The organism is Legionella hackeliae (genome assembly GCF_000953655.1).
Classification (GTDB): Bacteria; Pseudomonadota; Gammaproteobacteria; order Legionellales; family Legionellaceae; genus Tatlockia; species Tatlockia hackeliae.
The window spans coordinates 1,761,300-1,779,141 of the sequence record NZ_LN681225.1 but is presented as its reverse complement, the minus strand read 5'-3'; the positions used below and the strand labels follow the sequence as shown (position 1 = coordinate 1,779,141).

The following is a 17,842-nucleotide window of genomic DNA, read 5'->3' as shown; positions in this document are numbered from 1 at the left end:
GAAAGTTCTGAAAAATGGAGGAGTCCAAGGTGAATATTAAACGATTAGCTGTTGATTTGGCAAAAGATGTCTTTCAATTATATGGTGTTGATGAACAAGGCCAAAAGGTATTAGATAAGCGTCTTACTAGTCGGGAGAAGTTTACTCGATGTGTTATCAAGCTCGGCGCAAGCTGTGAGATTGTGATGGAAGCATGCGGTAGTGCTAATTATTGGGCAAGAAAATTTATCGAGTTTGGTCATGTCGTCAAACTAATTTCCCCACAATACGTTAAGCCCTATATTCAGCGGAATAAAAATGACTTTCGAGATTCTAAAGGGATAATGGAAGCGTCTTTCTGGCCAGGTACACCCTATGTGACACCTAAAACGATAGTTCAACAAGATATCCAAAGCTTGCTTCGTATACGCACTAACTATTTAGAAATGCGTACAGCTGTGAGTAATCAAATAAGAGGGTTAATGAAAGAATATGGCGTTTTCGTTAAACAAGGCTATAGAAGCTTTTGTTAGGTATTAGTAAGCGCGGCGATACTTATGTGCGTCAGTTACTTATTCATGGTGGTCGAGCTGTTGCTCGTACTTGCGCCTGAAAAACCTGATTAAGTCTGGGGCCCACCAAGGCCGGTAATCAGATAAGGAGCAAGCGTGCAAAGTTCATTAGGGCACCGGAGGCAATAAATTGATTCTAATATGCATTCACTGTCTTTCCAGATGTCGGATATAAGACTGAAATCTTAACCTTTTAAACAAAATGAAGTTTATTCTTTGACAATATGGTCGAGTCCATATAAGACTTTTTTCTTAGTTTCCAAAAAATTGCTCTTAATACTTGCTCTAAAATTAGATTATGCAACACTCTCTACATTTACTGTTAAAGACAATCCTTCACGGTCAAGTAAATCTTGTAAACAAAGACGGACAAATTGTTTCTTTGAGTAACCTAATTTCTCCGCGTATTCAGCAGCCATTTTAGGACTTATAAACCTTCGTCCATGTTCTATGTCACATAAATTTTGACGTGATATACCTAAGGTTCTTGCGAACTCGGCTTGCGTTTCCTCTTCACCTTGGCGAATTGACATGATGAAACTTCCAAGGGTAAGTTTTTTTTCAACTAAAGATTCAATATACCTTATTGATTCTCTTGATTGTTTAGTAATCATGTTTATTAACCTCCAAGATCTCTACTATTTCCATCTCACCGTTCTTACCTATTTCATAAATAGCTGGATAACCTTTACTTAATCGAATTGAGCGCTGGCCATTTCTATTGCCTTTTAAAGGTTCATCATCGAATCCAGGAATTTTCCTTACTTCCAGTAGACCATCATGAGAAACTGCTTCAATCCATGCGACCAGTTTCAAAGCTATATATTTCGGTACCTTTTCTAAATCTTTTTTGGCACTTTTAGTTATTATTACGGTGTAAATATTCACAGAAAAGCCATTAATATTATATTAGATCATTGTACTCGAATATAGGGTACAAATCAAGTTAATTTATTTAAGTTAGTCTGCAAACAAACTTATTTAAGTAAGAAATTTAGTTGTCTCGTTGGACCAAAATAAAAAATCTTCCTGGTGAGAATAAATAAAAATTGAAGATAAAATCGTGATAAGGCAATTGCTTTTCTGGGTCTCCTCTACTTAGCAATTCAAATCTTCTTGCTTCAGTAACAGAGGCTAATTGTAGCCTTTCATTATACAAATCAATTTTAAGTAATTGGTAATTTAACAAAATACTTCTCCAAAAATCTAAAGTATAGTCAATTTTGAGATTCACGAATTTGATCTTCGAAACCGGCCATTTTTTTGAGACCAGAAAGTTTTCTCCTTTTGGATTGGAAAGTTTAGCTATCTGTAATATCAGATATTCAAAATTTTTTGAGCGTTAAACACTTTAAGATTTATGAAAACAGTTAATTTTTTTTGAATGGATATTGATTTTTGATTTCTAATGCCACATTGTCATAGGTGAGCATAAGTTTAGTTCTACTAATATTCATTTGACTTAATAGGGACAATATTTTTTTTGAATCTTCGACTGTTAGTTCAATTTTTCTTAAATGCTGCTTTAGTTTGTCTAACGTTCAAAGATACCACTTCGGACTCACGAAGACCCGTTCCAAGTAACAAATAAAAAAGTGCAGTTTCCATTAATGGATTTTGATTTTTGCGAGTACAACTTTTAATGCGCTGTTCACAAGCTGACTTTAATCTCATTAATTGTCGGGAGGTCAAACCATTCCAATCGGGTGCATCCGTTTGTAAATCATTAACTTGCGCTAAAGGGTCGCCCTCTACTAAAGGACGTTGCTGATGAAGCCAGCGACCTACATGGCGAATTGTTGCCATCGTTCTATTAATAGAAGTCGCTTTATAAGGTTTTCCTGTTTTCTCGGAAATTGTTTTACATAAATGTTTCTGAAAATGTTTATTAACAGCAGGTGTCCAACTATCCACCAAATCATGCCCTACTTCCATTTGAAAGAAATTAATAAATTTCGACAGGTCTTTCATTTTTGCTTGTTCAGTTTTTTCAGGCGCCCCTTTAACATGCACTGAGCAATAATAAGTCAACCAGGCAGAAAGTGAATTGGTATAAAATGAACATCCAAGGGATGGAAAATCTTATCTATCACAAACTTTTGATTTTTCGAATTTTGCTCGTCCAGGAAATTCATAGGGTCTCATTTTTATTTTTCCCCATTACACCCTCTTTGTGATGGATAAGGTACGTTATCTGTCACAAGACATTGGCAGGACTTTTTTAAAAAGAAACTTTAAAATACTATTAGATTAAAATTGTTTTGAGAACGGATTCGAAAAAATGTATATAAATAATCAAGACACCTACGATGAAATTTTTTTATCTAGCCGAACCGGTATAAAAAATTCTATTTTCTCTAATCCAAAAAAGGGTTAATGGCAAAATATTCACCGGATGGAATACACGTTAACATTGAAGCCTATAAGGAATTGGCAAAGCTGATAGATGATAAAATCAATAGTTAAAATGGCCATTCCTTTGCCCATATACGAATTATTGAGCTGCAACAAAAGCCACATAATTCACTGCACAAGCAGCGACTGGATCTGCAGAAAATGTAACATCAAAACCATTTACAGTTACAGTGCATGCAACAACTACTGATGCAGAGTTAATCCTACAATAGCCACCGATATAGGCCCTGCCCCACCACCACCGATGTCAGCAGTAGTGCCATCAAAGTTTGCTAAATGACCGTCAACAACAGGTAAAGAGAGAGAAAGTAGCAGCCACCTTGCATCCTTTGCTTCAATTATAATCATTGGTTCAGTCTCCCTACCTACCATATGTATATAAGAAAGTGATTAAAGTTGCACTAATCAGTTGAATCTAAGGGCCGTTTGTCTGCCCCGATTGACCTCGGGCCGGGATCTTGGTAAAAAAGGGTCATGTTCAATTTTTACACTTAAACGGGGTTGCCTGGTTAGACTAGTAGGCCGGAATGCGAAATCCTACGGTTATAAATTTCTAGTCCCTTAAATATCAAGGTCAGCGAGATTTATGGATTTGGTTGTATTATTTGATAATTTAATCTCAATAACTTTATTATTAATCTGGTCTATTATAAAGTCAGCACAAGGCTTTATAAGTTCACGTACATCATCCCAATCTTCCTTTTCTTCTCCCGTACAAATTGCCCGGGCCCTTTTTATAATGGAACAATATTCTTCAGGTAAGCGCTCAATAGCCCAATTTGCTGCAGCTGGTTTGGAGCGAATAGCGTCAGTCTCTACAGTACTCCAGATGCGAGCAAATGTTAACAATACATTACGAGTATCGCTATTCAGTTCCGAGGTGAGATTTTGTAATGCATCTGTTGTAGCACTCATAAAATCGTTGTAAGGAACTTTGCAGAGTAATTGATTTGGATTAGCACCGAGTAATGTTTTGCTAGCTAATAAAATTTGAGTAATAAGTAAAGCCAGATCAGGCATTTCTTTAGTTGGCCACGGTTCTATAATGCCACTTTCAAATTGTGTGCGAAACCAATCACCGTATTGAAAATCGAAGTGAGGTGGATAATGCCAAGGATTAATTTCTGCTTTCTTTACAATTGTCAATTCAATTGGTAATTTTGTGCTTTTCATATAAACACCAGAAATCTGAAGTAAATTGGTAGATAATTTAGTCTTTTCTGCATAGGTTGTAGATCGGTCAGATACTACAAGTAAATCAATGTCGCTATATTTTTGTAATCCACCTAATACTGATGATCCATACAGATATACTCCAAGTAAATCTTGTCCAAAAATTTCTTTTACTAAATTGAGACATTGATCAATTTGTTTTTCTGTTTCATCATCAAGCTTTAAAGCCTTAAGATTTGTTTTTCTTTCCATACTACAATCTCATTTTTAAAAAGTACCCATCTTACAGAAGTCTTACCAATACCAAGCTGCTTTGCAATTTCAGAATTACTAAACCAACTTTAAATAACTCCGTAATTTCTTATGTTTTTTAATTTTCACTGGCCTTCCGTTTGATTTGTAACAGCCAATTAAATTGCCAAAATATAGATTTATTTAATGGTTCGGGTGCAGTTCAATCAAGGGATGAGTTTCCTCATGAAGTGATAATCCCTATCTTCAACCCACTTGGATATAGTATCGATCATTCAAACCCTAATTTTTCATAAAAATCGTGCCTGAAAGTCAAACGTATCCAGCTGAATATAGCGGCATCCTTTTGTTGTAATAAATTCTTCCAATTTCAAAATCAACTTTCTTCCAAGCACTTGATTACGAAATTCATTCTGAACCCAAAATAAATCTACACGCGCATATTTCTCTCTATAAAAGCCAGTAAGAGCTGCAATAACATTTGATCTGAAATACGCACGTTAGCTCGACTATAACTGTCTAATGATAATGGACATTAAGCTGATTCAAATTTATATAGTCCTAATTTCGCTTTTGGAACAATCGCTTAATCTTACTCAGCGTATATGGGATTGAGCACCAACCAATTATACCCTCTACGATCAATGCTAGCCCTAAAACAAAATAAAAATACTTTCCCATCCCCAAAAGTGCTGCAATACAAAGTGCCGCCCCAATTATTGTCCGGTTTATTCGATCTGTTTTATCTATATTACACGCAAATTTCATTTTATTTTCTCTGTTATACAACTTGCTTAACTCTCAAAAAGACTTTCTATCGTCGCCTCCATCTCCGGCTGACTAGCATAGTAAAATGTGTATGATTTCTAGAACCGTCATATCTGCGGTTAACTCAGATAAATAATGATAAGGTCAAATTAATGAATCAACTATACTTTCCTTTCGAAGCTTGAAACGATTAAAATGAAATTTACTGCTGGCAAGTGCCAGCAGTAAATTTCCAGGCTAAATATTTTAATATTTACTTCTTTAAACTAGTTTTAAGTCCTAATGTTGCATTATTTGGTGGATAAACATTCGAAGGCGGAGGCATAAAAGTAACTTTCGCATTATAAGGTTTTTCCATCAATTGAGACGTACTTTCAAGTAAATTTTTAAAAATGGTAGCACGATTACTCATAGCATCCACTTTAAATTTAGAAAAATCTTCACCGTCATTTAATGGAATACTATGGACAACATTTAAATATTCATGCCATAAAATAAGTATCCCGGATTTTTCTCTAGAAGAAATTTTAAAAACAGCAGCATAGTGAGTTAATAATCTATTAACTTCATCTTTAATTTGATTTGCTAATTCGCCGGATTTTTCATTAAATTTTTCAGATCTTATCTTTTCAAGGTATTTCGCCATAGGCGTCCACATCATAATTGCAAGGAAAAAAACTATATCCTTATAACATGGCGATTTTTCTCTATTTATTTCTTCCGACATTCGCTTAATTAACATTCTTTGATGTGAGTTTTTTAAATCAACGAATGGAAAGAGATGCGTTAATAGATTAAATTCGTTCAATTCATCTATGATTGTTAGTAGCGAATGTCCTTTGCTATTGTTAATTATTTTTTTAAATTCCAAAAATCTTCTTTCCGGAAATGCCTCTGGAGTTACAATAGAACTAGCATTCTTTTTAATCGCCTGACTCAATTCTTCCGTTATCCTCCAAGCATTTTTCGCATTATCATTTTTATTTTTCAATCGAATCGCACGAAGCATGCGCAATGGATCATCTTTGACGCTTTTATCCGCATCATAATTAGTTTCAATTTTTCCATTCTTGATACCTTCGCGCCCTTGCATAGGATCATGAAGAGTACGATCAAATAAATTATAGTAAAGTGAATTAATTTTAAAATCACGCGATTCAGCATCAGTTTGGAGTGAATCACCCTTTAAGGTTGAAATATCTACATCTTCATCAGGATTATCGGGATTAATAACAATTAAAATGGGATGATGTTTTCCTATAATTCTCCCATAAATACCGTGAGCCTCTAAAATTGATTTAATTTCTTCTAACTCAAGATTAATTACCAAATCAAAATCATTAGGTTCAAGGTTTGCTAAGGAATCTCGTACAAATCCACCTACAAGGTATGCCTCCAGCTGCTTAATGTTTTTCTTCGTTCTTTTTGCCCTTTTTTCTTGTTCACTCTTTAAGGCGCTTTCTATCTTTTGCAAAAAATAACTCTGAATCGGAATATATATTTTATTAGGCTTGTCATTTATTTCTATTCGGGGGGTAGGCTCAACCAATTTTGCATGGGAAATTTCAGGTTGTTCATCCCTAAAATGGTTGGCAGCGTTCGGTTCAATGAGGATTAAAACACTAAACCACTCCTGGAATTCTTTTGATGATTTATCCATTAAAGACAGCGTGGTTAGTAACTTATTTTTAGCAAGTTCTAAGTATTTTTTTGCAGTTTGAGTATTTTTTTTCTTAGATCCAGTTTGAGCTAAACATAAATAATATTCACTGAGCGTGTGAAGATTCTGCAAATCTCTTAATGTAATCGGATTTGTTAGCCCATCTCCTAAGGCAGATTCTAAGACCGTAATAGCTTGCGCATAATTTCCTTCTTGATAAAGTTTGCTTGCAATTTCTTCCTGGCTTTTTTCAACAGCATTCTGATTTACTTCTTCATCACTATTTTCATCGTTTTCTTCTTTTTTTCCTGGTTTAATTTTAGTCGACGGTTTATGCTTTTTTTTCTTCTTTTTAGCACTTTTACTTCCATCATTTTTTTTATTGTTCGAAGCATTCGGCTTGGATTTTTCAGATTCTTCTTCTTTTAAAAATAAATTAATAAACTCAGAATCCAAAACTCTATTTTTATTTTTAAAATAAGCCTCATAACTTTTATCAAATTTAGCTTGTAATTGGCTTATTTCGGTTAGCTTTCTCATTGCAGCTGTCTTTTTGACTTCATCAGACCATGGAACATAACCGCCTATGTCGCTTAAAGGTTCTAAGCCGTATAGCTTTATACTTTCTTCAAGACATTTTTTATAATAGGAGAAAAAATTTCTAGCTTCTTGGATATCAACCTCTTTTCCTGATGAAAAAATCGCTTCAATTTTTTTCTCTGTATAGTGATGAGTAAGCATTATTTCAAAATAATTTTGCATGGTAACTTGCAAATGAGACATAAATTCTAATTGATAGCGAGTAAAGAAATAATTAAATTGAGTGATTTTACCTATTTCTTTAGATTGATTGTAAACTTCCAAAATATTGAAGGAAGTATCATCCATTATTTTATACATCTTATGAGCGTGGTTATGAGCGGCACTTTTTGTTGCTAAGAAATAAGCTTGGGTAGTCTCTATGGCTTTTTTCTCTTTTATTCCTTTATCGTCAAAACTCGCATACCAATAGCTCACCCCTTCCATAATAGCTTTTCGTTTACTTAATTCTGATTTATCAAATTGATTACTCAGCTGTGCAGTATATTCTTTTGTTAAATCTTCCCAACATTCAACCCATTTCATGCAAGTGTTAGCCACGTTATTTGAAAAATATTGTTGAGATTTTTGAAAAACAATTTTGGCTTTTCCTACATAGTCGTGCGCAATGTTAATTGCGTATCTATTTTCAACTCCGATCGATTTCATTTCATAATGTGAGTAATGATTTGCAAAATAGAGTAATAAGGCTAATTGAAAATCTGCCTGGGCATGCGTCCAAATCTTTTCAAAGTTTTTCATTTGGAAAGTTATACTCGGCACTTCCGCTCTATTCCAAATATTTGCGGAATTAATATCTTTAATTTTTTGACCTAAAGTAAGCTGATCTTTGAAAAAACAAGAAAAATCATACGGTAAATTACCTGTCGGGGTGTAAAAATTGACAGTGAGTATGTTTTGGTGTTTTGTCACATTAGTACGGGTATCAGCCATGCTGGACCTCCTCTTTTATTTATTGAGCAAGCTAGAATCATCGCATGCTATCTTTGGCCTTCTGTGTACGTCGGAGAATAGTGCCAACTATTTCAATCAAAGGAGAACTAAGTTGTGACAAAAGCGACCCTACGTCCACAGAAGGCCATAAAGGCTTACAAAATTGGTGACTTTATATTCGATATGATTATATTCAAAGCGAAAATTAATCCTTGACTCAATCCACTTTGGAATGAGGGCACTATGGGAAGCCCATTTATTCTTTTAAAAATGTGTTTTTGATGTGGTGTTGCAGCGCACGGTCTTAGAACTCCCAATAAAACCTTGTTTGAAATTGGAAGAAATTGCACCCAAACAATCCATCATGTCCGCGTGTTCATTTGGCGGCCTTCAATCTGATTTTTGGATTTATTCAGGAGGCCGATGAGAACATCATTGAAAACAGAAAAAGTGATGACACTGATTGATGGGATAATCAAAAATAGGTACCAAGAACGATGTGATTGACCGCGGAAGGGGTTTTGAAAATCTTGGTGAATGAAGCGACAATTAAAATCACCCCATTACACAACAAGAGTGTCAGAGCTTCCTTCGGCGTTTTTAAGATAAGTCATTTTCTATTCGAGTATGAAACGTTTGTTTCCCGACTTAATTTAAGTGATCACCCCGATCAGGCCCGAAATGGTTAGATCACATTGATGCTGGAGCAATGAAGAATAAGCTAGCACTTGCTAATCGGTATTTCTTCTATTCATTTGTTAAGAACGTTCATTGATACAAGCAAACAAACTTTTGATAGTGTGATGTGGCAAGTAGTAGTCCATGTAACTTTATCGACATCCGCCGTGGGAATTTTATACCAATAAACTAGTCGCATAAACAGGATAAGCTGAGCTTAGACGTAATTTCTGTACTGTCCAGCATGATGTGTTATTTTGCCTTGACAACAGGACCTAATTGTCCAGTGCATACTCGTGAACCATCCGGGTAAGTCGTGCAAGAGGTTTGGGTTTGTTGATTGTTACCGCCATTTACTTTCTCTAATTCCCCTTGTTGAATTTGTTTTGCTTCTTTAGTAGGGGTTGTCTTTTTTACACGTTTCATTGGGTTCTCCATATCTTACAATATGCTTTTAAAGCTTAACGGGTTGCAAATTTCAATCTGATGAATACCAAATTGCTCTTTGATTGTTTCGTGAATTAATTGGTACCTAGGCTGAAATGACACACAGGCCAAATTCTAATAGTAAACGATGTTAATATTGTTTCTTTTGTTATAGGACAAAATCATAAAATCTAGGCCCATATCTTTTATTGATACCATCAAGGAGTTTCATGGCTTTTCAGTATCAAAAGTTCTTTATCAATAGGCTGATGGAATATAGCCTAGTCGCAATTCCATAGAGAAAATCTTCACTATAAAAATCATCGCAAAGTCGGCATAGAAGTTTGGTCAAACCGACCCCATGGCCTCTTAAACCATCTATTTTTATATCAAGCAAATAATAATCTTTTTTGACAGTAAACTTAGGCATATCGAGATATTTATTTTTAAACTATCTGTTTATCTCGGCACCAGTTCACAGTTAGATTATATGGATAATATGACTCATATTTTAGAGAAATTCCTTTTGGTGATAGGGATCAAACCCCATATCCTCTTCCATGTTGATGAGGGCTAATAAAACAAAAACCACCCGAAGGTGGTTTCGCAAGTAGGTAAAATACGAGGCTTGCGCCTCACTGAACCTACACTTTAAGTATAGTAAATGAAGGGTGAATGTCAAAATATTATACAATTATTTTTATAAAATCTGGTCATTGTAAAAAAAGATCATCTATGCTTAAGTTGAAATCAACCTGTCGATATAGGAACCCAAAATGCCTAAAGATAAGATTGAATTGGACCTATTAGGAAATACGCCATTACATTTAGCCATCTTAGGATCTAATACAAAGTTGGCATTAGCATTAATCGATAATGACAAAAAAGTATCTAGACTAATTAATGAAAAAGCTTTAGGTAATACTCCATTATTATTAGCTTTGAAAACAGGTAACATTGAAATTGCTAGAGCAATACTTGAACATCCAAATGTGGATGTTAATATTCCTGACGATACCGGCATGAGAGCAATTCATTGGGCTTCATTTTTGCGTGCAAATGACATCATAAAAAAATTGCTTGAATTTGAAATTGATCCAGTTTTGGGTGTTTCTCAACAAACAACGGAATGTGTGACTCCTTCTTTTGGAATGTTGAAACCAGAAGATTTTTACTTAATTGATTTACAAAAAAAACAAAACCTAATCTATGAAAAGATTGATGAAAAATCACCACTAATAGTTACGTTACCTACGCCATTAACATTTCTATCTGGGATAAATTATTTTAGCGTGGTCAATTCCAAAGATAAAATCACTCGTGCTCAAAAAGCTTTAGTTCATATCCCAGTAAAAAATATTGCCTTTCATCTTGATTCGATTTTGAATAACTATTTTAATTTTGACACAAATAAATTAGGCCTAAGGAAATCCTTCGACAGCTCTACACATGGAGCACCTCAAGAAACATTTACTCATAATTTCTCTTTAGGTTATGATGTTTTTGTAGATGCAAGAAATAGACTTCCAGTGGATAAGGAGATACTCGCTTTACTGACAACAGAATCTGCTAAAAAAGGTACATATAAAATTTAACATAACCTCCTTACCATTGGTGGGTTAGCTTTATACTATCTGACACCTTTTACTCAGGTCACAATATCTCTACCCCTTATAAGATTTGTAATATCAATGGGTGTCATAAAATCAAATCGCTGCATGGTTTTAGTAAGAGCTATCTAATACAATAGATGAAAAACTATAAGGGATTAATGGGGTTGTGAAATTAAGAATTAATAAATGGATTATTGGATTTTTTCTGCTAATTGTTTTTGTTCTCGTTTATTTTCATTTCACAGAGCTCAGTTAATTCGTTCTGTTAATACAACAAATTAATCCTCTTTGGCTGATTTTGGCGTTACTCTTTCAAGTAGGTACCTATGTATGTCTGGCAAGCGTTTGGTGGATTGCATTGTGGCGTCATCATCAAAAAATTTCATTTTTAAATTTGGTTTTACTCAGTTTGTCCCAATTGTTTGTTAATCAAACAATACCTCCAGCGGTTTAAGTGGTACTACCCTTGTAACCCAATATTTATTGGATCATAAAATGCCAAAAAAGCCAGTTGCCCTGGCTATTGCTTTAAATATTTTTAGTCGTCAAATTGCTTATTTTATAGCATTCCTATTGGCGATTGGTACTCTTTGGGTTCACCAAAGTCTTGGGAAAGTGCTAATTGTCCTGGCCGTCATTTTTACCTTTATTATGATATTCGCTTTTATTGCAGGGATTTATCTTTGGATTCGTGCCCGTAATAGTACGTTGCCTAAATTTTTAAAAAAATTTAAGCCTCTGGAAGCTATGTTTTCAGCAGTCAAAAAGCTTCACCCTAGAGTATTGCTTAAGCCTATGGTTAGTGTACCTGCTGTTGTTTTACAACTGGGTATTTTTCTCTGTGATGCTTTAACGTTATTCATGGTTTTACTTGCACTGGATGCTAATCTGGATTTTTCGTTAGTTTTTGCTGCACAAGTGGTTGCTCAAGCTGTTGGTACAATCGCATTGATACCTGGAGGATTGGGAGTATTTGAAGGAAGTCTGACTGGGATGTTACATGTATTAGGTTTACCTCTCGAGTCAGCCCTCGCCGCCACGATACTTTTTAGAGGTTTAACGTATTGGTTGCCTATGATTCCTGGATTTGTGATTACACATAGAAAACTAAAAAAATTTATCCACGAAAACAAAGTAGTTTTCAATTAGGCTTTGGTGTGGATTGCTTCACTAAATGGCAGTAACTGTTTTTGCGGAAGCACCTTTGGGGTTTTTAGAGGCTTGCTTTTGAATTCGGTCCAATGCTGTTGCATAGTCTGGATTGTCTTTGAAAAATTCACGGGCATGGTTAGAGATAAAGCTAGCTTCTTTTTTATAAATGCGCTCTGTAAACGCTGAACTTTTTCATAATCCTTGTTATAGGCTTCGAGGCCTGTTTTAAAATCAAGAGGAGCCTTTTCAGTTGGGCGCAAAATACGATTTTTATCTTCAATTACCCAGCCTAATTCAATCAAGCTTGATTTTGTGCGCTCTCCCGTTCCTCCTGCTTTACCATAGGCATGATGAATAATATCTTCAGAAGATTGAATTCTTTCTTTTGTCCAATGCCCTTTTCGTAGTAATGAAAAAAATTCTTGATTAATTTTTTCCTGATATTTTGTAATAAACTCATTTGCTGTGGCATTTGAGTGGTAATCGCCACAGTACTTCTTTAGGCATGCATCGAGAGTTCATGGTAGCACTACATTTGCTGCAATGTTTTTATCAAGGCAGTTTAATACTTGGGCTACCGCAGAAACGCAATTATTACTTAATAATTTGTATTCGTTGCCACAAAGCTCAGTACCTATTTTTGCTGCTTGACGGAATAGTGCATCTGTCTCATGAGAAGCACCATCAGGAAGGTGTAGAAGTAGTGCTCTGTGTATTCCATAAGTGCACACAGTAACTGTTATTCCTTTAATCTTGTAAGTTAATTGTCGCGTTGGTGAGCCGTAATTATCAATACAGGCCTTATTAAGAATTGCTATATCAGAGCTATTTTGCGTCCACCAGCGCCCTCCTGGACCACCGTAATTTAAGAAAAAGTAAGGCATATTGCTCAAAGTCCAACGTACAGATTTGACTATAAATATATCAATGTTGGAATAAAATGAACAGTATGATCGTTTAAAGTAAATCAGAGGTGTAAATTCTAGATAAGTGCAGTTCAACTTTTGTATTAATTTGCCGAATGCAACACAGCATACCTTTCACCATTAGTAAGATTATTTGCATCGATTGAATCAGTCCTCAATTTAAAGGTAATGTTAATTGAGGACCGCTTGATTCATAAGTACCCTTCATTGAAATGAATTGTTGGATAATTGCAAGTGTTAACTTTGAACGCCGGTCCGAATTTTTAACAAAGAAGAAATATCCTTGATAGTAAATACTGACGTAGGCATTTGATGGCGCTTCTTTGGATGAATAAATTGTCATCATTGAGCACATTATTCTTGACCAATCAAACTCTCTTAAGTCCTTGTCTCTTGTTATCTCAACTAATCCCTTTCGTTTATGTTCATCGGGAACGAGGACACTATGAGACAACATAGAAATGATACCCAAAACTGAGCGAGTTTGTATGAAAACAGCATTCTTTTGAGTGGGAGGAAACTCTTCAGTTAAAATAATTTCTTGTGGGGTGCCGGAAATGCGAAGCAATTGTCTGATTTCTCTTGCTTCAGGAGTGTAAACTCCATCTGGCGTGAAATATAAAGAGTAATGTTTGTCTTTTTTCACATAATAAAAGCCTACCTGATTTTTTAGACGTAAACTACGAACCAAGTAAATTAGGTGAGAGAATTCCGTGTAATGTGGTATTGTTGTCGAGTCAGGAAATGACGCATCACCAATATTAATGACATTTCCCATTCGTTTAATGACAAGACGCATTAGCGCACTAATTTCTTTAGTGTCACCATAACTCATTAAGTAGAGTTCGTTAAGGGTAATGGGTTGCAGGACTAGTTTAACAAATCCCGAACTTTCTAAGGGGATATAGCTAATAGTTGGTGCATCACGGTACCCTACTCCAAGCTCTCCCTGGTAAGTTTGAGTATGATATCCAAGATTATCAAAAAACCAATTCCCGCGAGAACCTGTGTTGACGCCTAAGGCGTATTGGCCGGTTATGTTGCTGATTTTCAGGAAATAATTTGATTCAAGATAACGGGAGCGCACAATATTGAACAATATTTGCTTTGCATCCGAAAGTAGCAAGGTTTGGTTATAATCGATCCTATCCTTACTAATAACTCTTGGTCCTAAATTCGTGCAGCCAAAAGTAGAACAAATGGCAAAAATTATTAAGACGGCTCTTAATGATAGCAACATAACTCCATGACTCTAAAATTATTTCCTGCTTTGTATAATAAATGCAAGTTCACTTAAAATGCCATGAGAATTTCAAATCTTTTTAAATATGGAATACTTTATGACTCAAAAAATTTTTTTTCAAAGAGTAGACAGTGAGTGAAAAAAATTTAATATACCTCCTCCAGGACAACAAAGGATGTTATAAAATGTTTGGTACAATTGTTGAATTACTATCCGCTGCAGTCGAAACCTTTGACGAGACTTTTCAAGATACCCCGGCGCATACTCTTGTTTTAGCCACAGCAGCACTTTATTTTCTTTATAATCAATACCATAATCCTTGGATAGCTCGTGCTTTCCGTGCTCGTCATAGTGAAACGCCTAAACAACGAATACTTGACGCAGCCTATGGGATGTCTAAAAATTTTCCTTTAGTTCAGAAATATCTTGATGCAGAACTTAATAAAAACCTACAGTCTTTAAGGGAGAAATTAGAGCTGCAACGTAAGCAAATGACGTTGTTAGAGAAGATTCCTGAGACCGGGAGACCTCCTGCTGAAATTTTAAAACAATTTGAGATTGACCTTAAAAATTGTCTCTTTAACTTTGAATCGATTAAAGAAGGTGACAAGGCAAGAGAGTTTATATTAGGAGATGGCGATGGCCAGGATTCCGGGGCTCTTTATACCACACATCCTCAAGAACTTATCGAAGCACTAAAAGAAGTATATGCGAAGACTGAATTAACTAATCCGATGCATGATAAATGGCCACGAATTAATGCGATGCAGGCAGAAATTATTCGTTGGTGTCAAAACCTGTTTCATGGGTCAGACGAGGGCTATGGACTGTTAACTCATGGCGGCACTTCGAGCATTATCGAGGCAATGGCTGCATACGTTATCCATGCCCGAGCAAGAGGCATTATGCATCCTGAAATTGTAGTGCCAGAAACAGCACATGCAGCATTTAAGAAGGCTGCAGATCTTACAGGAGCTACATTAATTACTGTTCCTGTTGATAAGAAAACAGGGGCTGTCACTGCTGAAACCATGCGAAAATATATATCCTCTAATACCGCCGTCATGGTTGGTTCAGCACCATCATTTATGAATGGTATTAATGATCCCATTGAAGATTTAGGAAAGTTAGCCCAAGAAAAAAATGTTCCATTTCATGTCGATGCATGTTTGGGTGGATTTTTAACTGCTTTTCTGGATACCTCAGAAGCACCAATGGACTTTCGGGTACCAGGGGTAACATCAATTTCCGCAGATACCCATAAATATGGTTTTTGTTCCAAGGGGACTTCAGTTTGTCTTTTTGCTAAAAACTCTCCTGCTCTAGCCGTTTATGCAGCCTTAAATTGGTGTGGAGGATTGTATACTACTCCCGGTATTTTAGATGGTTCAACCAGTGGTGCTCGAGTCGCTGAAGTTTATACCACCCTTTCCTACTATGGTCGAAAAAGATATCAGGAAATCGCTGAAACGATTGTAAAGCTTAGACAGAGTTTGCAAACTGCCGTGACTAAATTAATTGCCTCGTCAGAAAACATCAAGCGAGGTGATATTTATGTTTATGGTGACCCTAAATGGTCCGTATTAGGATTTCGTAGTGATACTTTAAATCCTCATTTGATTGCAGATGAATTAGATAAACGGGGATGGAAACTTAATCTATTACAAAATCCAGCCGGATTTCATTTATGCTTAACACACGTTCATACCTTAGTTAAAGGATTCGAGGATAAATTTATAAAGGATCTTATTGATGCTGTAAATGCTGTAAAACAATATCCTGCGAATAAAAAACCTAGCGGAAATGTCAAAGTTTACGGGACAGTCGGTATGATGCCTACTGCTGTACAAGAAGCTGTATGTATCCAGTATCAAAAAGAGCGTCTAAAATTCAAGGGCGCTGCAGATAGCGGGTTTTTCGCTGCCACTACAGACTTAAAATCAGAAGAGAATATGCAGCAGAACATTGATGGTGTTGCGCTTGATGGCGAGTTAAATGCAGCGGCTAATTCAAAGTTAGAAATAACGGCAACACAGCAACATGTGGTGTCGTAAAAGTGATGTTAATTGCGAACAAGGTTTAAGAATCCATTTAGTTTACTTTTCTGCGTTCGCAATAACGCTGCTTAGTTTCGTATTCGCCCCACTTACAATGAACATCGTTTAGTCAATATCTTTGCGAGCAAGGGCGAGGAAGTCTGCTTAAATATTATTTGCTCGAGGTGTTTGCAGTAACAACTCATAAAAATTGCTCTTCTTTAACGAATTTAGTACTGTACACATATGATTTGAACTCTGCCAATAGGAGTTTTATTGATGCAAAGTATAAAAAATAAAATTACTTTGATTACAGGTGCTTCAAGCGGTATTGGTGAAGCCTGTGCTCGATTGTTTGCTGCAAATGGGGCAAAACTTATTTTATGTGCCCGCAGAGAGGAGCGCATTAAGCAACTCGCTTCTGAATTAGAAAATGTATATGAGACTGACTGTTTGATTTTGCCGCTTGATGTTCGTAGGAAAGACGAGGTTATCCAAACGTTAGGTTCCCTGCCCTCTAATTGGCAAAACATTGATATTCTCATTAATAATGCTGGTCTTGCATTATCCAGCGATCCTGTTCAGCATGGTTCATTTGAGAATTGGGATACAATGATTGATACCAACGTTAAAGGATTACTTTATGTCAGCAAATGTATCCTTCCTGGCATGATAAACCGAAATCGAGGGCATATTGTTAATATTGGCTCGATTGCTGGACAGGAATGTTATCCCGCAGGAAATGTATATTGCGCATCCAAGCATGCTGTGAGGGCAATTAGCAAATCAATGCGACTTGATTTATTAGGTACTCCAATCCGAGTGACTGAAATTGCACCAGGTGCTGTAGAAACTGAGTTTAGCGAAGTTCGCTGGGGAGATAAATCGAAAGCAAAAGCATTCTATCAAGATTTCGCACCTCTGCTGGCTGAAGATATCGCTGATGCAATTTATTATTGCACAACGAGACCACTTCATGTTGATGTCACAGAGATGACTATCCTACCAACGGCGCAGGCCTCAGCAAATCACATTCATAGAGGCGGCAAATGAATTATTTCATTTGCCGTGCAGCGATTATCCCTTTGATTGAATAGCTTGCTGCTGTACTTGCTGAATTTGTTTTTGGAGGTCAGCCTGCACTTGTTTTATTTGAGTTTGAGTTTGGGTGTTTACTGATTGAATTTGTTGTTGTAATTGGGCTTGCATTTGCTTCATTTGGGTTTGCAATTGCGCATTTAAGTTATTAATTTGTTGCTGTTGTTGGGTTTGTAGTTGCTTTAGTTGAGTTTGTAATTGGCTATTGAGCTGCTGTATTTGTTGTTCAGGAGTACCTGTTAATTGAGCTGGATCGGCTGCATATAAGCTGGTAAACCCCACAAAAGTAAATAGAACTAGTCCGACTTTTTTCACGGT

Annotated in this window: 19 protein-coding genes and 1 pseudogene; 7 read left to right on the top strand and 13 right to left on the bottom strand. The window is 36.0% G+C overall.

The features are described 5' to 3' along the window. Positions 1-14 precede the first annotated feature (14 nt). Positions 15-512, top strand: a complete 498-nt coding sequence (locus tag LHA_RS07955) for an IS110 family transposase (RefSeq protein ID WP_082060318.1) — start codon at positions 15-17, stop codon at positions 510-512. Between the two features lie 335 nt (positions 513-847). On the opposite strand, the gene LHA_RS07950 is transcribed toward LHA_RS07955, so the two are convergent. The 8 genes from LHA_RS07950 to LHA_RS07920 form a co-directional block, all read right to left on the bottom strand. Further along, on the bottom strand, positions 848-1,165 hold the full coding sequence (locus LHA_RS07950; protein ID WP_045106067.1) for a helix-turn-helix transcriptional regulator: 318 nt from the start codon (positions 1,163-1,165) through the stop codon (positions 848-850). Then, complete coding sequence (locus tag LHA_RS07945) at positions 1,155-1,439, bottom strand: type II toxin-antitoxin system RelE family toxin (RefSeq protein WP_045106066.1); 285 nt, start codon at positions 1,437-1,439, stop codon at positions 1,155-1,157. Before LHA_RS07945 ends, LHA_RS07950 begins: the two co-directional genes overlap by 11 nt. Positions 1,440-2,054: 615 nt before the next feature. Further along, a complete protein-coding gene (locus LHA_RS17055; protein WP_231861885.1) occupies positions 2,055-2,564 on the bottom strand; it encodes a site-specific integrase in 510 nt (169 codons plus the stop codon). A 585-nt stretch (positions 2,565-3,149) separates the two neighbouring features. After that, positions 3,150-3,314 carry a hypothetical protein gene (locus LHA_RS16920; protein ID WP_156413558.1) on the bottom strand — a complete coding sequence of 55 codons (165 nt, stop codon included), beginning with the start codon at positions 3,312-3,314 and terminating at the stop codon, positions 3,150-3,152. Positions 3,315-3,527: 213 nt separating this feature from the next. Next, a complete protein-coding gene (locus tag LHA_RS07930; RefSeq protein ID WP_045106064.1) occupies positions 3,528-4,391 on the bottom strand; it encodes an aminoglycoside adenylyltransferase family protein in 864 nt (287 codons plus the stop codon). Positions 4,392-4,681: 290 nt separating this feature from the next. Beyond that, positions 4,682-4,867 carry a GNAT family N-acetyltransferase gene (locus LHA_RS17505; protein WP_256597211.1) on the bottom strand — a complete coding sequence of 62 codons (186 nt, stop codon included), beginning with the start codon at positions 4,865-4,867 and terminating at the stop codon, positions 4,682-4,684. A gap of 85 nt (positions 4,868-4,952) precedes the next feature. Then, complete coding sequence (locus LHA_RS07925; protein ID WP_045106063.1) at positions 4,953-5,159, bottom strand: YgaP family membrane protein; 207 nt, start codon at positions 5,157-5,159, stop codon at positions 4,953-4,955. Positions 5,160-5,412: 253 nt separating this feature from the next. After that, a complete protein-coding gene (locus tag LHA_RS07920; RefSeq protein ID WP_045106062.1) occupies positions 5,413-8,352 on the bottom strand; it encodes a tRNA nucleotidyltransferase/poly(A) polymerase family protein in 2,940 nt (979 codons plus the stop codon). 537 nt (positions 8,353-8,889) lie between these two features. On the opposite strand from LHA_RS07920, the gene LHA_RS17655 reads away from it, so the two are divergent. Both LHA_RS17655 and LHA_RS17560 read left to right on the top strand, forming a co-directional pair. After that, positions 8,890-8,961, top strand: a complete 72-nt coding sequence (locus LHA_RS17655; RefSeq protein WP_082060393.1) for a DUF4113 domain-containing protein — start codon at positions 8,890-8,892, stop codon at positions 8,959-8,961. Between the two features lie 17 nt (positions 8,962-8,978). Next, a pseudogene (locus LHA_RS17560) lies at positions 8,979-9,218 on the top strand (YqhA family protein); the annotation flags it as partial. A 64-nt stretch (positions 9,219-9,282) separates the two neighbouring features. On the opposite strand, the gene LHA_RS16910 reads toward LHA_RS17560, so the two are convergent. Next, positions 9,283-9,456, bottom strand: a complete 174-nt coding sequence (locus LHA_RS16910; protein ID WP_156413559.1) for a hypothetical protein — start codon at positions 9,454-9,456, stop codon at positions 9,283-9,285. Between the two features lie 776 nt (positions 9,457-10,232). On the opposite strand from LHA_RS16910, the gene LHA_RS07915 reads away from it, so the two are divergent. Both LHA_RS07915 and LHA_RS07910 read left to right on the top strand, forming a co-directional pair. Further along, positions 10,233-11,051, top strand: coding sequence for an ankyrin repeat domain-containing protein (locus tag LHA_RS07915; RefSeq protein WP_045106061.1), 819 nt, complete (start codon positions 10,233-10,235; stop codon positions 11,049-11,051). A gap of 513 nt (positions 11,052-11,564) precedes the next feature. Further along, positions 11,565-12,218 (top strand): lysylphosphatidylglycerol synthase transmembrane domain-containing protein, encoded by a 654-nt coding sequence (locus tag LHA_RS07910; RefSeq protein WP_045106060.1) that lies wholly within the window; start codon positions 11,565-11,567, stop codon positions 12,216-12,218. On the opposite strand, the gene LHA_RS07905 is transcribed toward LHA_RS07910, so the two are convergent. The 3 genes from LHA_RS07905 to LHA_RS07890 all read right to left on the bottom strand — a co-directional run bounded on the left by LHA_RS07905 (position 12,215) and on the right by LHA_RS07890 (position 14,387). Further along, a complete protein-coding gene (locus LHA_RS07905) occupies positions 12,215-12,523 on the bottom strand; it encodes a hypothetical protein (protein WP_045106059.1) in 309 nt (102 codons plus the stop codon). The two genes, LHA_RS07910 and LHA_RS07905, sit on opposite strands and share 4 nt — an antisense overlap. 216 nt (positions 12,524-12,739) lie before the next feature. Then, positions 12,740-13,105 carry a hypothetical protein gene (locus tag LHA_RS07895; RefSeq protein WP_045106057.1) on the bottom strand — a complete coding sequence of 122 codons (366 nt, stop codon included), beginning with the start codon at positions 13,103-13,105 and terminating at the stop codon, positions 12,740-12,742. Positions 13,106-13,301: 196 nt separating this feature from the next. Beyond that, a complete protein-coding gene (locus LHA_RS07890) occupies positions 13,302-14,387 on the bottom strand; it encodes a hypothetical protein (RefSeq protein WP_045106056.1) in 1,086 nt (361 codons plus the stop codon). A 188-nt stretch (positions 14,388-14,575) separates the two neighbouring features. Here LHA_RS07890 and LHA_RS07885 point away from each other — a divergent pair, with 188 nt between their 5' ends. Both LHA_RS07885 and LHA_RS07880 read left to right on the top strand, forming a co-directional pair. Next, the gene (locus tag LHA_RS07885) at positions 14,576-16,444 is read left to right on the top strand and encodes a pyridoxal phosphate-dependent decarboxylase family protein (RefSeq protein ID WP_065238339.1); all 1,869 of its coding nucleotides are present in this window, start codon (positions 14,576-14,578) and stop codon (positions 16,442-16,444) included. A gap of 261 nt (positions 16,445-16,705) precedes the next feature. Then, positions 16,706-17,479 carry an SDR family oxidoreductase gene (locus LHA_RS07880; RefSeq protein ID WP_045106055.1) on the top strand — a complete coding sequence of 258 codons (774 nt, stop codon included), beginning with the start codon at positions 16,706-16,708 and terminating at the stop codon, positions 17,477-17,479. Positions 17,480-17,503: 24 nt separating this feature from the next. Here the strand turns inward: LHA_RS07880 and LHA_RS07875 are convergent, their stop codons facing one another. Then, the gene (locus LHA_RS07875; protein ID WP_052673642.1) at positions 17,504-17,839 is read right to left on the bottom strand and encodes a hypothetical protein; all 336 of its coding nucleotides are present in this window, start codon (positions 17,837-17,839) and stop codon (positions 17,504-17,506) included. Positions 17,840-17,842 lie beyond the last annotated feature (3 nt).